We start from the raw sequence: 18024 nt of genomic DNA on the forward strand, positions 1-18024 counted from the left end.
CCAAAAAATCGTCCTCGGGCGAGTGCTTGGGGCGCTGTTCGTTGATCACGAGAGCGATCCATCGTCTATCGTACGCTCCCAAATTGGTGAACCTCGCGCGTGAAAACGTCCGTCTCGAGGACAAGGCCGCGCGATCGCCAAGGAGGGTTCCGTGAAAGCTATCGCATGTCACACTCGTCGCATCAGCCTTGGTCTCATCGGCTCTTTGGTGATTGCTACCGGCCTTTTCGCTTGCAATAAGGACCAGGGTAGCCAGTCTGGTTCGTCCTCGGGCGCGTCGACCGCGTCCTCGGCCTCCGCAGCAGCCAAGCCTGCGGAAGGGGGCGCGCTCAAAATTGGCCTTTTGCTCCCCGAGACGAAGACCGCGCGCTATGAGGCCGCGGACAAGCCGTTTTTCGTGGAGCGCCTCAAGCAGATTTGCCCGAAGTGCGAAGTCCTCTATCAAAATGCCGACCAGAAGGCAGACAAGCAGCAGGCGCAGGCCGAGTCCATGCTGACGAACGGCGTGAAGGTCCTGGTCATCGACCCCGTTGACGCGAAGGCGGCTGGCGCCATCGTGGCCAAGGCCAAGTCGGCGAACGTGCCGGTGCTCGCGTACGAGCGCCTCGCGGGAGGCCCGGCCGATTACCACGTTTCCTTCGACAACGAGCGCGTGGGCCGTTTGCAGGGCGAGTCCCTCCTCGCGGCGCTCAAGAAGGGTGGCGATCCGAAGCGCGGCAAAATCGTGGTGATCAATGGCTCGCCGACGGACCCGAATGCGGCCTCCTTCAAGAAGGGCATGCACTCGGTGCTCGATGGGCAGGTCAACATCGGGCAGGAGTACGACACGCCCGACTGGAGCCCCGACCAGGCGCAGAAAGAGATGGATCAGGCCATCACGGCGATTGGCAAGAAGAACATCATCGGCGTTTACTGCGCGAACGACGGCACCGCGTCAGGCGCGATTGCCGCCATGAAGGGCGCGGGCTTTGCCGACCTTCCGCCCGTTACAGGTCAGGACGCGGAGCTTGCGGCCATTCAACGCATCGTGGCGGGACAGCAGTACATGACCGTGTACAAAGCCATTAAAAAGGAGGCCATCGTGGCCGCCGAAATGGCCTACGCCATGGCCGAGGGCAAGCCGTACACCGAGCAGAAAACCGTCCCCATCAACAACGGGACGAAGGACATCCCATCGGTTCTGCTCGACGCGGAAGTCGTGACGAAAGAGAACGTCAAAGACACCGTCATCAAGGATAATTTCTACACGGCACCGCAAATCTGCACCGGTACCTTTGCGGCGGCGTGCAAGACTGCCGGCGTCCTCTGAAATAATTACGAAACAGATTCGTTTGCATCCTCCCGCTCCCACTCCTGCTCCCCGTCCCGAAGTTTCCCCTGAGTGTACTCGGTTGAAATTTCGGGAGTGGGTGGGGAGGGGGAGTGGGGAATAACCGCGGGTGATGACACGATGACGACCGTTCTCGAGCTACGTGGGATATCCAAACGTTTCGGCGCCGTGCAGGCGCTCACCGACGTCGACTTGAAGGTGGACGCAGGTGAGGTCGTGGCGCTGGTCGGAGACAACGGCGCTGGCAAATCGACCTTGATCAAGGTCATTAGCGGCGTCATCACCCCCGACGGCGGCACCATTACCTGGGAAGGCAAGCCGACGAACATTACGCGTCCACACGACGCTCAAACGCTTGGCATCGCGACGGTGTTCCAAGATCTCGCGCTTTGCGACAACCTCGACGTCGTCGGCAACTTGTTCCTCGGGCGCGAGCTCGGGGCGGGCGGTGTGCTCGACGAAATCGAAATGGAAAAGCGCGCGCGCGAGCTTCTGCGCACCCTCTCGGTGAAGATTCCGAGCGTGCGCATCGCCATTGCCTCGCTCTCCGGCGGACAGCGGCAATCGGTGGCCATTGCGCGTTCGCTCTTGGGGCAGCCCAAGATCGTCCTGCTCGACGAGCCCACCGCGGCGTTGGGCGTGGAGCAGACCGCGCAGGTTCTCGACCTCATCGAACGGCTGCGCGAGCAGGGGCTCGGCGTCATCCTCATCAGCCACAACTTGGCCGACGTTCGCGCGGTGGCCGATCGCGTCGTGGTTCTGCGCCTTGGCAAAAATGGCGGCAACTTCCGCGTGGCGGACGTCACGCACGAGCAGATCGTTGCCGCAATTACCGGTGCACAAGACAACGTTGTCGCGCGGCGGCAAGCCCGTACGTCCCGCAAAGCCGAAGGCGAGGAAGCAAAGGCATGAGTACCGAAGTGAAGGATCCGACCCCCGCTGCCGTCGACCCGCGCCTGCTCGTTCGTGAGAGCGGCGTCAAAGGTTACATCGAAGACTTTCAGCGCCGCCTCAAGGGAGGCGACCTCGGGGCGCTGCCCGTCGCCATCGGCCTCGTCATCATTTGGGTGACGTTCTATTCGCTGAACGAGAACTTCCTCGCGCCGCAAAACCTGTCGAACCTGGCCCTGCAGATTGCGGCCACGGGCACCATCTCGGTGGGCATCGTGCTCGTCCTACTCCTGGGCGAGATCGATCTGGCCGTGGGCTCGGTGAGCGGCCTCACGGGCGCGGTGTTGGCCGTGCTCAACGTCAACCAAGGCATGTCCGCGCCGCTGGCCATCCTGGCGGCGCTCGTCGCGGGTGCCGTCGTGGGCTGGATCCACGGCTTCTTCTTCGCGCGGGTCGGCGTTCCGTCGTTCGTCGTGACGCTGGCAGGCCTCATTGGCTGGCAGGGACTTCAACTTTACGTGCTCGGCAAGGAGGGCACGATCAACCTGCCGTACGAAGGCGGCGTCGCGACGTTGACGCACACCTTCTTCCCGCACGCCATGGGCTATGCGATCGGTGCGGCGGTCGTGGTCGTGTACCTGCTGCTCGACATGTCCTCGGCGCGCCGCCGCGCCAAGGCGGGGCTGCCCACGCGCCCCCTCTCCGAGTCGGTCATTCGCGCACTGCTCGTGGCCGTGGCCGTCTTCGTTTCGATTTACGTGTTGAACCAGGCCGAGGGCCTTCCGCTGGCATTGCTGATCTTCGTCGGCTTCGTGGCGGGCTTCGATTGGATCCTCCGCCGCACCCGCTATGGCCGCATGATCTTCGCCGTCGGCGGCAACGCCGAGGCAGCCAGTCGCGCCGGCATCGATGTGCGTTGGGTGCGCATTTCGGTGTACGTGCTCTCGGCCACCATGGGCGCCGCCGGTGGCGTGATGGCCGCATCGCGCCTCTTCGCCGTGAATCAAAGCTCGGGCGGTAACAACGAGCTCCTCAACGCCATTGCCGCCGCGGTCATCGGCGGAACGAGCCTCTTCGGCGGGCGCGGAAGCACGTATTCCGCGCTGCTGGGCATGCTCGTCATCGGCTCGATTTCCAACGGCATGTATCTTTTGCAGCTCGACTCCTCCGTTCAATTCATGATCACCGGCGCCGTCTTGCTCGCGGCTGTGGTCATCGACTCGGTATCGCGCCGCGGCCGCGCTGCCGCCGGACGCGCCTAAGAAGAAGAGAAGAATTCACATGAAGGCGGGAAGACGGGAAGGGTTTGAGATTGCCGAAATCGGTAAAGAACGGATGACCTCTCAAACCTGCCCGTCTTCCTGTTCAATTATTTGTGTGAATTTTGAAGATTGCCGTAATAGAGTGAATTCGTGGTTCCCATCGGGGATCATGACGCGCTAATTGAAAGTGGCGGGAAAATGGGAATGACGCAATAGGTCATTCATTTTATTCCCGCGTGCGGCGATTGTTGTCTTCGCCATCGTGCGACTTGCAGTACCGTACGACACGATGTCGGAGGCTATACGATGCACAAGGCGGGCTGCGGCGTGATGCGTATTCTCACGCTGGTGGGTTTGGTCTGTCTGGCCGCGTGTCACACAGGAGGGGGGGCAGCTGCAGGCACGAATGAGCCGGCAAAGCCGCCTGGAAAGATCCGGGTGGTGTTCAAACACCAACCGATGTGGGGCGAGCCAGAACCGTTTCGGCAACTGCTCGCGGGCTTCTCGCAAGAGAATCCCGATATCGATCTGGTCACGGAGGTCCTTCCGAATGCGTCGGACGCCGTACACCAGTATTTCCTTACGTCCCTAGAAGGAAAGAGCCGCGAATACGACGTATTCATCGCGGACGTCGTCTGGGTGCCCGAATTCGCCCGCGCAGGCTGGATTTCGGACATTTCCGACGCATTTCCACCTGATAACGTCAAACGCGACTTCCTCCCCGGTCCGGCCGAGGCGGTGACCGTCGAAGGAAAGACCTACGCGCTCCCGTGGTACGTGGACGCGGGGCTTCTCTATTATCGGACGGACCTGGTGCCGCGGGCACCGAAGACCTTCGACGAATTGATTCAATTCGCCAAGGCCGCCAAGCAGAAAGATCCTTCGCTCTACGGTTACGTGTGGCAAGGCCGCCAATACGAAGGCCTGGTGTGCGACACCTACGAAGCCATTTGGGGTTTCGGCGGCGAGTCGATGCAGGGCAAGCGCGTGACGGTGGACACCAAAGAAGCGCGCGCCGCGCTCACCTACGAGCGAAGCCTCTTCACCCAGGGCATCTCGCCGCCATCGGTCACCTCGGCCGGTGAAGAAGAAGCGCGCCGCACGTTCCAAGATGGCAAAGCGGTGTTCATGCGCAATTGGCCTTATGCGTGGGGCGAGGCGCAAAAACCGGATTCGCCCATCAAAGGCAAAGTGGCATTCACCACCTTGCCCACCGTCAATGGCGAGCCGGGACACGGCGCACTCGGTGGATGGCAGCTCGCGCTCAATGCGTTCACGCCCAGCTGGAGGCGTGAGGCGGCCGTCAAGTTCATGAAATACATGACCTCGAAGAAGGCGGAGGTCTCGCTGGCCATTCACTACGGCCGAAATCCCTCGCGCAAAGACGCCTACAAAGACGAGGGCCTGCGCAAAGAAGCGCCCTTCATCGTGGATCTCCTGCCCGTGCTGGAGAACGCGAAACCGCGTCCGGTCACGCCGTATTACGGCATGCTGTCCGACGTATTGCAGAGCGAGTTTTCCGCGGTCGTTTCGGGCATTCGCACCCCCGAGTCGGCTTTGGATCGCGCGCAGAAGTTCCTCGACCACGTTACGCAGGGTGGGTCATGACAGCGAAGCACGCCGAGAACTTGGACCGCGGGAGCCTAACCCCGAAGTTGACCCCCGAGCATTCGGGCCTTCGCAAGAGCGGTGACGCCCCGATCGACAACGCGAAGAAGAAGAACGCCGGCCAATCCGATCGCCGTCAGGCGCAATTGATGGTGCTGCCGGCGGTCGTCATTCTGGTGGTCGTCGCGTTCTATCCAATCTTGGCCACGATGTGGCTGAGCATGCACCGGATGATCCTTGTCTTCCACGAGGAGACATTCGTCGGATTGGGCAATTACGGATTCCTCCTCAGCGATCCGCGCTTCTGGTCGGCGCTCAGCAACACCGCGTACTTCGCAGCGGTGGCCGTGGCCATTGAGCTGGTGCTCGGTCTCGGGTTCGCGCTGATCCTCAATGCGGCGTTCCCCGGACGCAGCCTTTTGCGCGCGGCCATCCTGGTGCCGTGGGCCATTCCCACCGTCGTTTCGGCGAAGCTTTGGGCGTGGCTCTTCAATCCGGAATACGGATTGGTCACGCACCTGCTGCCCGGCCATGACGTGAACTGGCTCGGTATGCCTGGATATGCGATGCACGCGGCCATTCTGGTCGACGTGTGGAAGACGACGCCGTTCGTCGCGCTTCTTTTGCTCGCCGGACTGCAGACGATTCCGCAGGACATCTACAAGGCGGCGCAGGTCGATGGTGCGGGCACGATTCGCCAGTTCTTCTCCATCACCTTGCCGCTCTTGCGCAACACCATCGTCGTCACCTTGATCTTCCGTACCTTGGATGCCTCGCGCGTGTTCGACGCGGTGTACGTCCTCACCGAGGGCGGGCCGGCGAACACCACGGAAACGTTGTCCATCTATGCGTACAAGACGCTGATGCGCGTGGGTGACTTCGGTTACGGCTCGACGCTGTCCGTCGTGACGTTCCTCTGCGTGATGGGGATCAGCGTTGCGTATCTCAAGGTTCTGGGCGTGGAGAGAGGGAAGGGCGCACGATGAAGAAGGCAGCACTTTGGTTTGGCCTCGTTGCGGCCATCACGTTCTGCGCCGGTCCTTTCGTCTGGCAGATGATCACGTCGATTCGCCCCGAGAGCGAGTTGACGAGCCTGGGCATGCCCAGCACGATGACGTTCGAGAGCTACACGGGCGCCTTCCACGGAAGGCCGTTCGGGCAGGTCATCATCAACAGCGTTCTCGTGGCGGTCATCACCACGGTCTTTTGCCTCGCGGTGGGGGCCTCGGCGGCGTTCGCGCTGGCGAAGCTCGACTTTCGCGGGCGCAAGGTGCTGCTGTTCGCATCGCTGGCGGTCTCCATGTTTCCGCCGATTGCGACGGTCAGCCCGCTGTACCTCATCATCCGCAACGTCGGCTTGCTCGACAATCTGACGTCGCTCATCATCCCGTACACCACGTTCGCGTTGCCGCTCACGTTGTGGATCCTCACCGGCTTCTTCGAGGACATCCCCGACGAGCTTTACCGCGCGGCCCGCGTCGATGGGTGCACGCCATTCCAAGCTTTCGTCAAAGTGCTTTTGCCTCTGGCGGCGCCTGGATTGGCCACGACGGCCATTCTCGTCTTCATCTTTTCGTGGAACGAATTCCTCTACGCACTTACCTTCATCTCAACGCCGGAAAAGCGAACCATTCCGGTGGCGATTAGCCTCTTCGCGGGCGAACACAAAGAGCCTTGGGGTGAGATCGCGGCGGCATCCGTCATCGCGACGCTGCCGCTCATCGTCGTCACCATGTTCTTTCAACGCAAGATCGTCGCTGGTCTCACCGCTGGCGCGGTAAAGGGGTAACCGTGGCATCCGTAACACTGGAAAATCTGAAAAAGACCTATCCGGGTGGCGTCGAAGTCGTCAAAGGCATCGACGTGGACATCGCCGACGGCGAATTCGTCACGTTGGTCGGGCCCTCGGGCTGCGGCAAATCGACGACCATGAACCTGATCGCCGGCCTCGAAGAGGCCACGTCGGGGACGATTCGCATCGACGGACAAGTGGTCAACGACTGGTCTCCGAAGGACCGGGACGTGGCCATGGTCTTCCAGAGCTACGCGCTCTATCCCCACATGGACGTGCGCCGCAACATGGCCTTTCCTCTCGAGGTGGCCAAGCTCGATCCGAAGACGATCGAATCGCGCGTGAAGGAGACCGCCGAGCGGCTCGGCATCGACGGTTTGCTGAATCGCAAACCGAAGGAGCTATCCGGCGGTCAGCGCCAACGTGTCGCATTGGGTCGTGCGCTCGTGCGCAAACCGAAGCTCTGCTTGTTCGACGAGCCGCTCAGCAACCTCGACGCAGCGCTCCGCAATCAAATGCGCGCCGAGCTGAAGAAGCTGCACGAGGACTTGAAGGCAACGTTCATCTACGTGACACACGATCAGGCCGAGGCCATGACGCTTTCCGATCGCGTGGTGGTGCTGCACAAAGGCGTGGTACAGCAGCTCGCGCCGCCGAAGGAAATCTACGCGCGGCCCGCGAACGTGTTCGTGGCGAACTTCCTCGGTTCACCGAAGATCAACATGGTGAAGGCGAAGACGCTGCGTTGCGAGGAGGCCGTGCGACGGCTTTCCGGCGGGCGCGACGTGCTGGTGGGCATTCGTCCCGAGGACATCTCCGTGGGCACCGGCACGCCGCCGCCCGATGCACCGACGGGGAAGGTGTACGTCGTGGAACCGATGGGTGCCGAGACGTGGGTGATGGTCGAAATCGGCGGCGAACGTGTCACGGCGCGCGGTGGCGCAGCGTACGCGGGTCACTCGGGTGACACGGCGTGGCTGCAGTTCGATCCGAGCCGCCTCACGCTCTTCGACGCGAAAACCGAAAAACGCATCGAGCACAGTTCGTAGTTCGTCGCGTTATCGCCTTTCTGCTTTGCAGAGAGGGTTGTCTACGCGACTACATGGACCCATGTTTGGCGGGAGAATTCACGTCGTGAATTTTCCCGCTTCGTTTTGTTGATGATAGGCATCGATGCGGCAACGAGATCGTCGCCGGCTGCATCGGTTAGACGGTCTGCGAAGGGGGTCACGTCGCCAAGAGGACTCCGGCCATGCTACTCGACAGGCAAAACGGGACGTTGTTCGACGCCGTGGTCGCCACGAGCGGACTTGCGCCGCTGATTGCGCCCGAGGTGATTCGCCGCGCCTGCGTGCGCGCCGGGGTCCATGCGGCGCTTCCCACGCCTGCCGATCTCTCGCGTGCGCTTCCCGCGATTCGTCAGGCTCTTGCGATCTACATGAACCCGGAAGAGGTTCATCGGCACATGCGTGCCATCGAAAAGCTCGCGCTGCACAAGCATTAGACGAGAGCCGGATCATTTTCGCTCGAGGAAGCGGTTGCGGACGGCAACGTGGTTACCCACATTGTTTCTAGCGCCCGGAGCGTATCCCTCCTTCGACGCGCTCGTCAGGCCAGAAAGAACCGAGGTGGTCCATGCTCGGCATTGCGATTTCTGCGGCGGTCGTCTCGCTCGTGGCCTTGGCCATTGGCCTCGCCGGTAGCGGCCTCACAGTCCAACTCGCCATCATCGTGGCCTTGGCAACGGCCTCCGTGGCGGTCGCCTCGACCATTGCAACATGGCTCATGGCTCACGAAGCCCCGCGTCGACTTGGTAGGCACTATCGCTAATGGCCACCATGCAACCCCAGTTCGAAGTTCGGGCGCCGATGGGAACGCTCGATCGCCGCCCCGCGCGCGCGAGCACGTGGCCGGCGTTGCACATCGATCGATGGCGCGAGACGTACCGCACGCTGCACCTTTATGCGCAGATCGTCGGGAAGATCAAACTCGCGCTGACGCCGAAGACGAACCAATGGTGGAACGTGCCCTTCGAGGTGAGCACGCGCGGGCTTCGCACGGGACCCATGCCGCAGCCTGGTTCGAACGGCGAGCGCACCTTCGAGATGGCGTTCGACTTCATTCGGCACGAAGTCGACATTTCGGATTGTGACGGGCGCCTGCGCACCTTGGCATTGGTACCGGCGTTGCCGGTCGCCGACTTCTACCGCGAGCTCAATCGCATTCTGGTGGGGCTCGGCATCGAGGTCGCGATCCGTCAAACGCCGTGCGACATTCCGATGACCACGCCGTTTTCGCGCGACGCAGAGCATCGCACGTACCTGCCCGACGACGCGGCGGCGCTCTTTCAGGTGCTGCGCCGCGTAGCCTCGGTGTTGGAGATCTTCCGCGCGCGATTCCGGGGAAAATGCAGCCCGGTGCAGTTCTTCTGGGGCCAATTCGATTTGGCGGTCACGCGCTTCAACGGCTGGCGCATTCCGTCGCCTTCGGGCTCGCGCGTCCTGCGCGACCGGTACGACGAGGAGAGCATTGCGTTCGGTTTCTGGCCGGGCGACGCGTGGGGCTCGAGCGATGAACGGACGCTCGACGCGGTGTTCTATTCGCATACCGTGCCGGAGCCTGCGGGGCTCACGAAATACCCCGTCGACGTGGGGGGCGCGTATTTCGACGAGAACCGCCGGGAGTTCCTTTTGCCCTACGAGCGTGTACGAAGCGCGCCCGATCCGGCGCACATGATCCTTCAATTTGCGGAAGGCACATATGACGCGGGGGCGTCGCTCGCGGGCTGGAACCGCGAGGAGCTCGCGTATCCCTAGTCCACGAGTCGGTGCAGTTTGGCGTATTGCAGCAGCATGATCGTCTTGGCATCGACGATCTCGCCGCGGTCGATCCTCTGCAAGGCCTCGTCCAGCCCGAGTTCGAGGACCTCGATGTCTTCGGCCTCCGAGATATCACCACCGCCGGACGCCACGCGGCTTTGGGCGTCGTACTCGGCTACGAAGAAGTAGAGCTTTTCGGTGACCGAGCCGGGGCTCATGTACACCTCGAAGACCTTGCGAACGTGCTCCACGCGGTAGCCGGTTTCTTCCTCGGCCTCGCGTTTGATGCACGTCTCGGGATCGTCTCGATCGAGCAGGCCCGCGCACGCTTCGATGAGCAGGCCATCGGCCAAGCCGTTCACGAATGCAGGAAAACGGAACTGCCGAATGAGCACGACCGTCTTCTTGTGTCGGTTGTAGAGGAGAACGACGGCGCCGTCGCCGCGGTCGTAGGTTTCGCGGCTCTGGCGTTGCCAGGTGCCGTCGGCACGCAGGTAATCGAACGTCGTCTTCTTGAGGACGTACCAGTCGTCGGAGAGAACTTCGACCTTCTCGATGCGCACGCGCGGGTGTTCGGTCATGGGCGGTTTTCGTAACCTACCAATTAATTAACAAAACGCACATCTGTATGGTAGAAATGTTCCGTGGCCGCTGAAAATCGCTTGGATCTCACGTTGCGTTTGGTGCGAAACGCGGGGCGCATTTCGCTCACGGAGCTCACGGAGCGGCTGGGCGTGTCGGCGATGACGGTGCGGCGGGATCTCGACGAGTTGCAGCGGCAAGGGCTCATTCGTCGGGTGCACGGGGGGGCTGTCTCGCTGGCCATGCCGGAAGAACAATCGGGCTTCGCTGCGCGCGAGCGTTGGCAGGTCGCCATCAAGCGTCGCATCGGCGCGGCGGCGGTCGAGCGCATTCAGCCCGGCCAGACCGTGCTGCTCGATGCGGGCACCACCACGGCGGCCATGGCCGGTTTGCTCGCGACCAAGGCGCCGCTCACGGTCGCCGTCCTCAGCTTGCAGGCGGCCGAGCGCCTCGCGGATCAACCGGGCATCCGTTTGCTGGTGTTGGGCGGTGAATCGCGGCCCGGCGAACGCAGCCTGGTGGGCCCGCTCACGTTGCGCATGCTCGAGGAGCTTTGGTTCGACTGCTTCCTCATGTCCATCGGCGCCGTGCACCGCGAGCTCGGCTGGTCCGAGTTCTCCATGGAGGATGCCACCGTGAAGCAGCACGGCCTTCGCCGCGCCGCCCGCACCATCGTGATCGCGGACGGGAGCAAACTCGGCGTGCGCGCCTTTGCGCGGGTCGCACCGCTCGATGCCGTCGATACGTTCGTCACCGACGGGCCCGTGGGCGAGGGTGACTCCGAAGAAACGCTCGCCGCGATCCGCAAGGCGGGGGTCGAGGTCGTTCTCGCTTAGAAAAGGAGTGCGCTCATGTCGAATGAACCGCTGTTGATCCTGGTCGCCGGCCCATACCGTTCCGGCACGAACGACGATCTTCGCAAGCTGGCCGACAACCTCGAGGCCATGAACCGCGCCGCGTTGGAGGTCTACCGCGCAGGCCACATGCCCGTCACCGGCGAGGCGCTTGCCCTACCATTGTGCGAGCTCGCCGGCTCCACGTGCGTGGGCGACGCCGCGTTCAACGAGGTGTTTCATCCCTTCGCGCGGCGCCTGCTGGCACATTGCGACGCGGTGCTTCGCATCGGCGGTCCCTCGGCCGGTGCCGATGACATGGTGGCGCAGGCCCGGCGTGAGGGAAAGCTCGTCTTCACGTCCATCGAGCAGCTGCCGCGTCACGGAGAACCGTTGTAATGTGTGGCAACGGTGCCCATCGAGGGCACCGGGCTCACATTTCCGAGCAACTCGGGCTGCGTGCCGGCGCGGACGTTGATGCGAATGCGCCCCACGGCACCGCCGGCGCCCGATCCGAGGTCATAGAGCCCTGGGAAGCCCGCATCGAGCATGAGTTCTCCCGTGCCGCAGGTACTCGATCCCGGTGGAGAGGTCCTCGTGCCGCCTGCGCCTGGAACGCCGCTCCATCCGCCGATACCCGCTCCACCGTTGGAGGTCACCGACCCGGAGGAGGCAACCGAAACGCTCGCCGCCTCGATGAGCAGCGTGCCGCCGCTTCCCCCACCGGCGCCGGCCGTACGGCCAGACCCTCCCTGGTAGGGGGCGAATCCGTCCGCGCTGACGTTGCCGGTGATCGTGAGCGTTCCGCACGAGACGAGTTGCAGCGCGCGCCCTCCCAATCCCCCCGGCGTCGAGAACGTGCGCTCGACGTCGACGGTGGTGGCGCCCTCCGCGCCCGGGAGCAAGGGAATCCCAGTCTCGGATCCGTAAGCTTCGGCGGTGTACGCGCCCTGCGGCGTTTGATGCGGTCCTCCCGGTGTCCCGTGCCCGCCGCCGCCACCGCCACATGCCCAAGCCACTTGTTTTCCGGAACCGGGATGGGCGGGGTCGAAGTGGTAGTAGCCGTCGGAGGGGACCGAGCCCAATCGCATGGACTGGGTCGCAACGATGGCCACGTTCCCACTGGCGCGGATGTCCCCGGACACATTGCCAAACTTGTAGAGGAAAATATCCGGTCCGTTGACTTGGTGGATCCTGGCGTCCGGCTCCGACGGAAGCTCCCCGCCCGTGAAGTCTTTCGTGCCCGGTGTGTCGCAGATGTCCGGTGGAAGATTGGACGGCGTCAGCACCAGGCACCGTCCCGCGCGGCACCCGAGGGGGCAGTCCATTCCGGCGTCGCACGGTTCTTCGGAGCCCGCCTCGGCCGCGTCGGTCGTTCCGCCGGCATCGACGGGGGCCTCCCCATCGAGGGAAGCATCGTCGTGCGGAGCCGCGTCGGACGCGTGGGAGGGACCCGATTGCTGCCCGTTGTTCTCCTCACCCGATGAACTGCATGCTGCAACGACGGCCCATGCGATGGCCGCGGCCCCAATGGCGAATGCATGGCGCATATCTCCCTATTGGGGCCAGAATCGGCCTTCCGTCACGGCTTCGCGTCAGTGTGTCGCAATCGTACCAATCGACGGCGCCGGGCTCGCACGACCGAGCAGTTCCGGCTGCGTGCCCGCCGCCACGTTGATTCGAATGCGTCCCACGGCACCGCCCGCGCCCGCTCCGCAGGCCAGGATTCTACCTCCGGGATAACTGCCAGGAAGCTCTTCTCCCGTGCCGCAGGTATCCGCTCCAGGCGGCGAGGTTGCCGTGCCGCCTGCACCTCCTGGGACGGTTACTCCCCCTGGACGGTCGCCGTCGCGGGCCAAGCCCGGGCCGCCCGCACCACCATTGGAGCTCAGAGAGCTGGAAGGGGCTGCCCGGACGCTTGCCGCCTCGATGAGGAGCGTCCCGCCGCTTCCCCCGCCCCCGCCGGCAGCGAGCCGACTCCCACGCTCGGGCGCGAACCCGTCGACACTGAGATGGCCCGTGATCGTGAGTGTTCCGCAGGATACGAGTTGAAGGGCGGAGCCTCCACTCCCTCCCAGCGCGGGGAGCACGTTGTCGATATCACGGGCTGTACCGCCCGATCGGCCGAGGAGCAAAGGAATTGCGGTCTCCGAACCGTGAGCCGGGTCGATGAATGTCCCGTTGTACGTTACTTGTGGACCCCCTGGCGTCCCATATCCGGCGCCCCCGGCGCCACAATTCCACGCGGCTTGTTCGCCGGCTTCGCCCAGGCCCATGTTGGTGGGTGCCGAGGGGGCCGAGCCCAATTGCATGGAGTCCGTCGCCACGATGGCCGTGATTCGCGGAAAGAAGCCGCTCAGGTCCCCCGAGACATGGGCGAACTTGTAGAGGTAGATGTCCGGTCCGCCAATCTGGTGGATGATGGCATCGGGGTCCCAGCGTAGATCACCGCCCGTAAAATCCTTGGTGCCCGGCGTGTCACAGATGTCCGGCGGAAGGTTCGACGGCGTGAGGACCAAGCAACGCCCCGCGCGACAACCGAGAGGGCATTCCCTTCCGGCGTCGCAAGGCTCTTCGGTGCCGGCATCGGATGCGTCGCTCGCGTTGGACGCATCGACCGTTGCCGGCGCATCCATTGTCGCGCCGCTGTCCAGCGCCGCGTCGGACGTGTGCGCGCGGTCCGCCTGCTGCCCTTTGTTCTCGTCGTTCGACGAAGTGCATGCGCTGACGATGGCCCATGCGACCACGCCGGCCCCAACCGCGAGTCTCACGTTCATACCTCGAATTGGCGCGATGGCGCCCGTTCCGTCACATCGATCGTCAATGCGTCGAGACCACGCCAATCGACGGTGCCGGACTCACATTCCCGAGCAACTCGGGCTGCGTTCCCGCGGGCACGTTGATGCGGATGCGCCCCACGGCGCCGCCCGCACCGCCGCCCGGTCCGCAGGTTGCGGCACCCGGCGGCGAGCCGGCCGATCCGCCCGACGCCCCCGTTCCGCCGGTGCGGCTCCAACCGCCCTCACCGCCGTTCGCGCGCAGGACGCTGCCCGTGCGGGCCGTCACCTGGGCAGCCTCGATCAAAATCGTTCCGCCGGCGCCGCCGCCTCCACCGCCAGCTCCGGCGGCCATCCCGAATCCGCCTTGTTCGCCGTCGGCCACGATGGAGCCTGAAATCTCCATCGTCCCGCACGATACGAATTGAACGGCGGAGGCGCCCTTTCCGCCGTCCACGATGTACTGACAGCCATCGCCGCAGGCATAGCCGCCGTATCCTCCCGTGTGCAGCGGGATCGCGGTCTCCGCGCCGAAGGCTGCGCCTCCGCCCGGGCCACCTCCGGCCGTGCCGTAGCCACCGCCGCTGCCGCCGCAGAACATCTCGCCGCGTTGTCCCCAGCCGAGGCCTTCACGCTGGCCGAATGCGAACGGCACCGTGTACGAGCCCAATTGCATCGAGTGGGTCGCCACCACCGCGATGAGCTCGTACTCGTAGTTCCCCCGCTCGATGTCCCCCGCGACATGGGCGAACTTGTAGACGCAAATGTCGGGCGCCCCATTCTGATGCACCACGGCATCGCATGCCTCGGGGAGGCGGCCGCCCGTGAAGTCCCTCGTTCCTGGTGTATCGCACGTGTCCGCGGGCAGATTGGACGGCGTCAGCGTTGCTGCAACGCTGGTGAGCGCGTCGGACCGAGACCCGGTCCGCTCGCTCTCCGAGGGTGCACCGCATGCCGACACCAAGCCCAACGCGAGGAGGGCACCCCCAAGGAAGAATGATTTGACCATGCCCATGATTTGGGATGGCCACCTCACGTCCGTCACAACATTTCCGAGTGATGGTCCATTGGCGCCTTCGTTACGGCGAGCTAGGTGGCCTGTCCCGGACAGGGCATCATTTGTCCCGGACAGGGGGGCCGCTGCGCAGTGGGCTCATTTTCCGATGAATGCGGTTGGCACTACGTTGGCAAGGCATCGGGGCAGACCTTCGTGCGCGGCGCTCCGGACTCCGCGCTCTCCAGGTCGCCGATCAAGATGATGGGTTGCGACAGGTACGAGTGGGACGCAACAGCCCTCCACGTGCCCGTTGATAGCGAGGAACCACTCCTACGGGAGCCTCGCCAGCGGGAACAACATGCGGAGCGGTGACGGGAGGCGCTGCGGGCGCGGACCGGTAGCCGAATACCTCGTTGGGGAAGCAGCGAAAAATCTGCTCGCATCTACCGGAACTTTTCCTACCCTCATTTTCATCTGGCAGAGAGAAGGCCAGCGGAAGAACGTCTGAGATTGCGCGGATGCGCGATCACGCCGCCGTTTGTGCCCGCGACGCCGGTGGAGGGGGAGGGCCACCTGAAGCGCTAGTATCCCTCCCCCGGCGAGACGGCGACACCCTCTACGAACGCATGCCAGGCGCTTCGCGCCCCGTTTGCGCGACGTATTCCGTATATCCACCACCGTACTTGTGCACACCTTCGGGCGTCAGCTCGAGCACGCGATTCGAGATGGCGCGCAGCACGTGGCGGTCGTGCGAGACGAAGAGCATCGTGCCGGCGTAGTCCGACAGTGCATCGATGAGCATCTCCTTCGTATCGATGTCGAGATGGTTCGTCGGCTCGTCGAGCACCAGGAAGTTCGGCGGATCGTAGAGCATTTGCGCGAGCACGAGCCGCGCTTTCTCGCCACCGGAGAGGATGCGGCAAGGCTTCTCCACGTCATCGCCCGAAAATCCGAAAACACCGGCCAGCGTGCGCAGCGACCCGATGGACGCATGCGGAAACTTGCTTACGAGCGAATCCCAAACCGTGTCCGTCGGCTGCAGAAGCTCCATCGTGTGCTGGGCGAAGTATCCGAGTTTGACACTCGGCGGAATCGTGACTTTCCCCCCATCGGGCGTCGACGCACCGGCCACCAACTTGAGCAAGGTCGATTTGCCCGCGCCGTTTGCACCCATCACGCACCAGCGCTCGCCGCGCCGAATCAGGAGATCGAAACCATTGTAGATGGTTTTGCTGCCGTACGACTTTTTGACGCCATTCAGATTCGCCACGTCGTCGCCCGAGCGGGGTGCCTCGTTGAAACGGAAGGAGAGCTTCTTGCGCTTTCGCGGCGGCTCGATGCGCTCGATCTTTTCCAACTTCTTCACGCGCGACTGCACCTGCGCCGCATGGCTCGCGCGTGCCTTGAAGCGCGCGATGAAGGCCTCCTCTTTCGCCAGCATGGCCTTCTGCCGCTCGAACTGGCTCTCCGCCTGCGCATCGAGCACGGCGCGCTGCTTCACGTAAAACTCGTAGTCGCCGGTGAACGTGGTGAGCTCACCGCCATCGATTTCGGCAATCTTCGTCACGATGCGGTTCATGAATTCGCGATCGTGCGACGTGAGGATCAAGCCGCCCTCGTAGTCTTTGAGGAATTGCTCGAGCCACAAAATGGATTCGATATCCAAGTGGTTCGTCGGCTCGTCGAGGAGCATCGCGTCGGGCCGCATGAGGAGAATGCGGGCCAATGCCACGCGCATCTTCCACCCACCGGAGAGGGCGCCCACGTCGCCGTCCATCACCTCTTGGCTGAAGCCGAGGCCTGCGAGGATCTCGCGCGCACGCGCATCGAGGGCGTAGCCACCGAGTTCCTCGAAGCGGGCCTGCACCTCGCCGAATTCCTCGATGAGGCGTTCCATGTCGTCGGCATGTTCGGGATCGCCGAGCTTGTGTTCGAGATCGCGCAGCTTCGACGCGACCTCCGAAATGGGGCCGGCGCCGTCGAGGGTGGCCCCCACCACGGAGGTCCCCTTCATCTCGCCGACGTCCTGGCTGAAGTGACCAATGGTGACGCCGCGTTCCACGGCCACTTGGCCGGAATCCGGCTCCTCGTGCTTGAGGATCATCCGGAAGATGGTCGACTTGCCGCAGCCGTTCGGGCCAATCAGCCCGATTTTGTCGCCCCGGAAAAGGGCGAGGGAGGCGTCGACGAAGAGGATCTGGCCGGCGTACTGCTTTGAAATGGCATCGAGGCGAATCACGGGCGCTTCTCTAGCGTAGAGCCGCGCCCGCGTCGCCTCGAATGCGGGTCTTTTTTGAGGATTTTGTCCCAAAGGCCCCGCTTTGGGGGCCTACCTGCGTAGCCTTACAGGTCCCGAGCGGCCAGATCCGTGTCGGGATCGGGCTCGGCTTGAGAGGACCACTCGTCGCGGGCGCACGCGTAGGTCGCGCGGGCGACTTGCTCGAATTCCGCCTGGGAGAGAGCCTCCAGCGAATGGCGCCGAAGCTCTGCCGTAACGTAGGCCCGCGCCCGCGCGCGTGCCTCTGTGAGGGTGCCCGGCCAGCCGCCAACCACGCGGCGACCGTCAGCGCGTAGCGATTCGCGCCAGGTTCGCACCCACTGCTTGCCCACGGCCGCTGCGCTTTCCTCGATGACTCGACGCCGCGGGTCCGTGGGCTCGCCGTTTTCCGGCTGCTGCGACGGTAGAGCGCTCACCAGCGGTTGCGCCGGTCCGAGCCGCCGCCGCCATTGCGGCCACCGCGATCGCCGCGGTCGCCACGCCCACCGCCGCCACCACCACCGCCGTAGCCACCACCACCGCCGCCGCCGCCGCCACCGCCACGTGCGGGACGCTCCTCCGCTTCGTTCACGCGAAGCGAACGGCCGTCGACGTTCATGCCGTTGCAGGTTTTGATGGCCTTGTCGGCTTCTGCGGCCGAACCCATGGTAACGAAGCCAAACCCGCGTGACTGCCCGGTCACTCGATCCGTAACGATGTGGACGTCGGTCACTTCTCCCACGCGTGCGAAGACCTCACGCACGGACTCGGTGGTGGAGTGGAATGACAGATTTCCAACGTAGAGACGATTCCCCATGATCCTTCTTCTCGCTTACGGCTCGCAAACACTGCGCAAATGCTGACGCGCATTCAAGT

General features: G+C 63.8%; 19 protein-coding genes. 12 read left to right on the plus strand and 7 right to left on the minus strand.

Annotated elements, in window-relative coordinates; translation table 11 throughout:
* Positions 1-151 precede the first annotated feature (151 nt).
* From LZC95_11605 to LZC95_11650, 10 genes are all read left to right on the plus strand, one after another.
* Positions 152-1309, plus strand: a complete 1158-nt coding sequence (locus tag LZC95_11605) for a sugar ABC transporter substrate-binding protein (protein WXA97479.1) — start codon at positions 152-154, stop codon at positions 1307-1309.
* A gap of 141 nt (positions 1310-1450) precedes the next feature.
* Positions 1451-2242, plus strand: a complete 792-nt coding sequence (locus LZC95_11610) for an ATP-binding cassette domain-containing protein (GenBank protein ID WXA97480.1) — start codon at positions 1451-1453, stop codon at positions 2240-2242.
* Positions 2239-3483, plus strand: a complete 1245-nt coding sequence (locus tag LZC95_11615; protein WXA97481.1) for a sugar ABC transporter permease — start codon at positions 2239-2241, stop codon at positions 3481-3483. The genes LZC95_11610 and LZC95_11615 overlap by 4 nt, the downstream gene beginning before the upstream one ends.
* 441 nt (positions 3484-3924) lie before the next feature.
* Positions 3925-5091, plus strand: a complete 1167-nt coding sequence (locus tag LZC95_11620) for an ABC transporter substrate-binding protein (GenBank protein ID WXA97482.1) — start codon at positions 3925-3927, stop codon at positions 5089-5091.
* 149 nt (positions 5092-5240) lie between these two features.
* The gene (locus tag LZC95_11625) at positions 5241-6077 is read left to right on the plus strand and encodes a sugar ABC transporter permease (GenBank protein WXB00324.1); all 837 of its coding nucleotides are present in this window, start codon (positions 5241-5243) and stop codon (positions 6075-6077) included.
* Entirely contained in the window at positions 6074-6880 is an 807-nt protein-coding gene (locus LZC95_11630; protein ID WXA97483.1) for a carbohydrate ABC transporter permease, read from the plus strand. The genes LZC95_11625 and LZC95_11630 overlap by 4 nt, the downstream gene beginning before the upstream one ends.
* Positions 6881-6882: 2 nt before the next feature.
* Complete coding sequence (locus LZC95_11635; protein ID WXA97484.1) at positions 6883-7932, plus strand: ABC transporter ATP-binding protein; 1050 nt, start codon at positions 6883-6885, stop codon at positions 7930-7932.
* A gap of 203 nt (positions 7933-8135) precedes the next feature.
* Positions 8136-8387, plus strand: a complete 252-nt coding sequence (locus tag LZC95_11640; protein ID WXA97485.1) for a hypothetical protein — start codon at positions 8136-8138, stop codon at positions 8385-8387.
* A 131-nt stretch (positions 8388-8518) separates the two neighbouring features.
* Complete coding sequence (locus tag LZC95_11645; protein WXA97486.1) at positions 8519-8713, plus strand: hypothetical protein; 195 nt, start codon at positions 8519-8521, stop codon at positions 8711-8713.
* A gap of 8 nt (positions 8714-8721) precedes the next feature.
* Positions 8722-9699: a DUF5996 family protein gene (locus tag LZC95_11650; protein ID WXA97487.1), complete on the plus strand. Its 978-nt coding sequence runs from the start codon at positions 8722-8724 to the stop codon at positions 9697-9699.
* Here LZC95_11650 and nudK read toward each other — a convergent pair.
* A complete protein-coding gene (gene nudK, locus LZC95_11655) occupies positions 9696-10283 on the minus strand; it encodes a GDP-mannose pyrophosphatase NudK (GenBank protein ID WXA97488.1) in 588 nt (195 codons plus the stop codon). The two genes, LZC95_11650 and nudK, sit on opposite strands and share 4 nt — an antisense overlap.
* A gap of 63 nt (positions 10284-10346) precedes the next feature.
* Between nudK and LZC95_11660 the strand changes: the two genes are divergently transcribed.
* Positions 10347-11120 (plus strand): DeoR/GlpR family DNA-binding transcription regulator, encoded by a 774-nt coding sequence (locus LZC95_11660; GenBank protein WXA97489.1) that lies wholly within the window; start codon positions 10347-10349, stop codon positions 11118-11120.
* A 15-nt stretch (positions 11121-11135) separates the two neighbouring features.
* A complete protein-coding gene (locus tag LZC95_11665; GenBank protein WXA97490.1) occupies positions 11136-11516 on the plus strand; it encodes a DUF4406 domain-containing protein in 381 nt (126 codons plus the stop codon).
* Here the strand turns inward: LZC95_11665 and LZC95_11670 are convergent.
* From LZC95_11670 to LZC95_11695, 6 genes are all read right to left on the minus strand, one after another.
* Positions 11498-12667, minus strand: coding sequence for a hypothetical protein (locus LZC95_11670; GenBank protein WXA97491.1), 1170 nt, complete (start codon positions 12665-12667; stop codon positions 11498-11500). The genes LZC95_11665 and LZC95_11670 overlap by 19 nt on opposite strands.
* A 45-nt stretch (positions 12668-12712) precedes the next feature.
* Positions 12713-13888, minus strand: coding sequence for a hypothetical protein (locus tag LZC95_11675; protein ID WXA97492.1), 1176 nt, complete (start codon positions 13886-13888; stop codon positions 12713-12715).
* Positions 13889-13937: 49 nt separating this feature from the next.
* A complete protein-coding gene (locus LZC95_11680) occupies positions 13938-14903 on the minus strand; it encodes a hypothetical protein (GenBank protein WXB00370.1) in 966 nt (321 codons plus the stop codon).
* Between the two features lie 604 nt (positions 14904-15507).
* Complete coding sequence (locus LZC95_11685; protein ID WXA97493.1) at positions 15508-17130, minus strand: ATP-binding cassette domain-containing protein; 1623 nt, start codon at positions 17128-17130, stop codon at positions 15508-15510.
* 104 nt (positions 17131-17234) lie between these two features.
* Positions 17235-17585, minus strand: a complete 351-nt coding sequence (locus tag LZC95_11690; protein WXA97494.1) for a hypothetical protein — start codon at positions 17583-17585, stop codon at positions 17235-17237.
* Positions 17582-17965, minus strand: a complete 384-nt coding sequence (locus tag LZC95_11695; GenBank protein ID WXA97495.1) for an RNA-binding protein — start codon at positions 17963-17965, stop codon at positions 17582-17584. The genes LZC95_11690 and LZC95_11695 overlap by 4 nt, the downstream gene beginning before the upstream one ends.
* Between the last annotated feature and the right edge of the window lie 59 nt (positions 17966-18024).

The sequence above is a fragment of the Sorangiineae bacterium MSr12523 genome (genome assembly GCA_037157775.1).
Classification (GTDB): Bacteria; Myxococcota_A; Polyangia; order Polyangiales; family Polyangiaceae; genus Pendulispora; species Pendulispora brunnea.

Coding starts and splice junctions, on each gene's coding strand:
- LZC95_11615 (WXA97481.1), top strand. CDS start 2,239: ATGAGTACCGAAGTGAAGGATCCGACCCCCGCTGCCGTCGACCCGCGC.
- LZC95_11670 (WXA97491.1), bottom strand. CDS start 12,667: ATGCGCCATGCATTCGCCATTGGGGCCGCGGCCATCGCATGGGCCGTC.
- LZC95_11665 (WXA97490.1), top strand. CDS start 11,136: ATGTCGAATGAACCGCTGTTGATCCTGGTCGCCGGCCCATACCGTTCC.
- LZC95_11650 (WXA97487.1), top strand. CDS start 8,722: ATGCAACCCCAGTTCGAAGTTCGGGCGCCGATGGGAACGCTCGATCGC.
- LZC95_11645 (WXA97486.1), top strand. CDS start 8,519: ATGCTCGGCATTGCGATTTCTGCGGCGGTCGTCTCGCTCGTGGCCTTG.
- LZC95_11680 (WXB00370.1), bottom strand. CDS start 14,903: ATGGTCAAATCATTCTTCCTTGGGGGTGCCCTCCTCGCGTTGGGCTTG.
- nudK (WXA97488.1), bottom strand. CDS start 10,283: ATGACCGAACACCCGCGCGTGCGCATCGAGAAGGTCGAAGTTCTCTCC.
- LZC95_11640 (WXA97485.1), top strand. CDS start 8,136: ATGCTACTCGACAGGCAAAACGGGACGTTGTTCGACGCCGTGGTCGCC.
- LZC95_11695 (WXA97495.1), bottom strand. CDS start 17,965: ATGGGGAATCGTCTCTACGTTGGAAATCTGTCATTCCACTCCACCACC.
- LZC95_11630 (WXA97483.1), top strand. CDS start 6,074: ATGAAGAAGGCAGCACTTTGGTTTGGCCTCGTTGCGGCCATCACGTTC.
- LZC95_11625 (WXB00324.1), top strand. CDS start 5,241: ATGGTGCTGCCGGCGGTCGTCATTCTGGTGGTCGTCGCGTTCTATCCA.
- LZC95_11610 (WXA97480.1), top strand. CDS start 1,451: ATGACGACCGTTCTCGAGCTACGTGGGATATCCAAACGTTTCGGCGCC.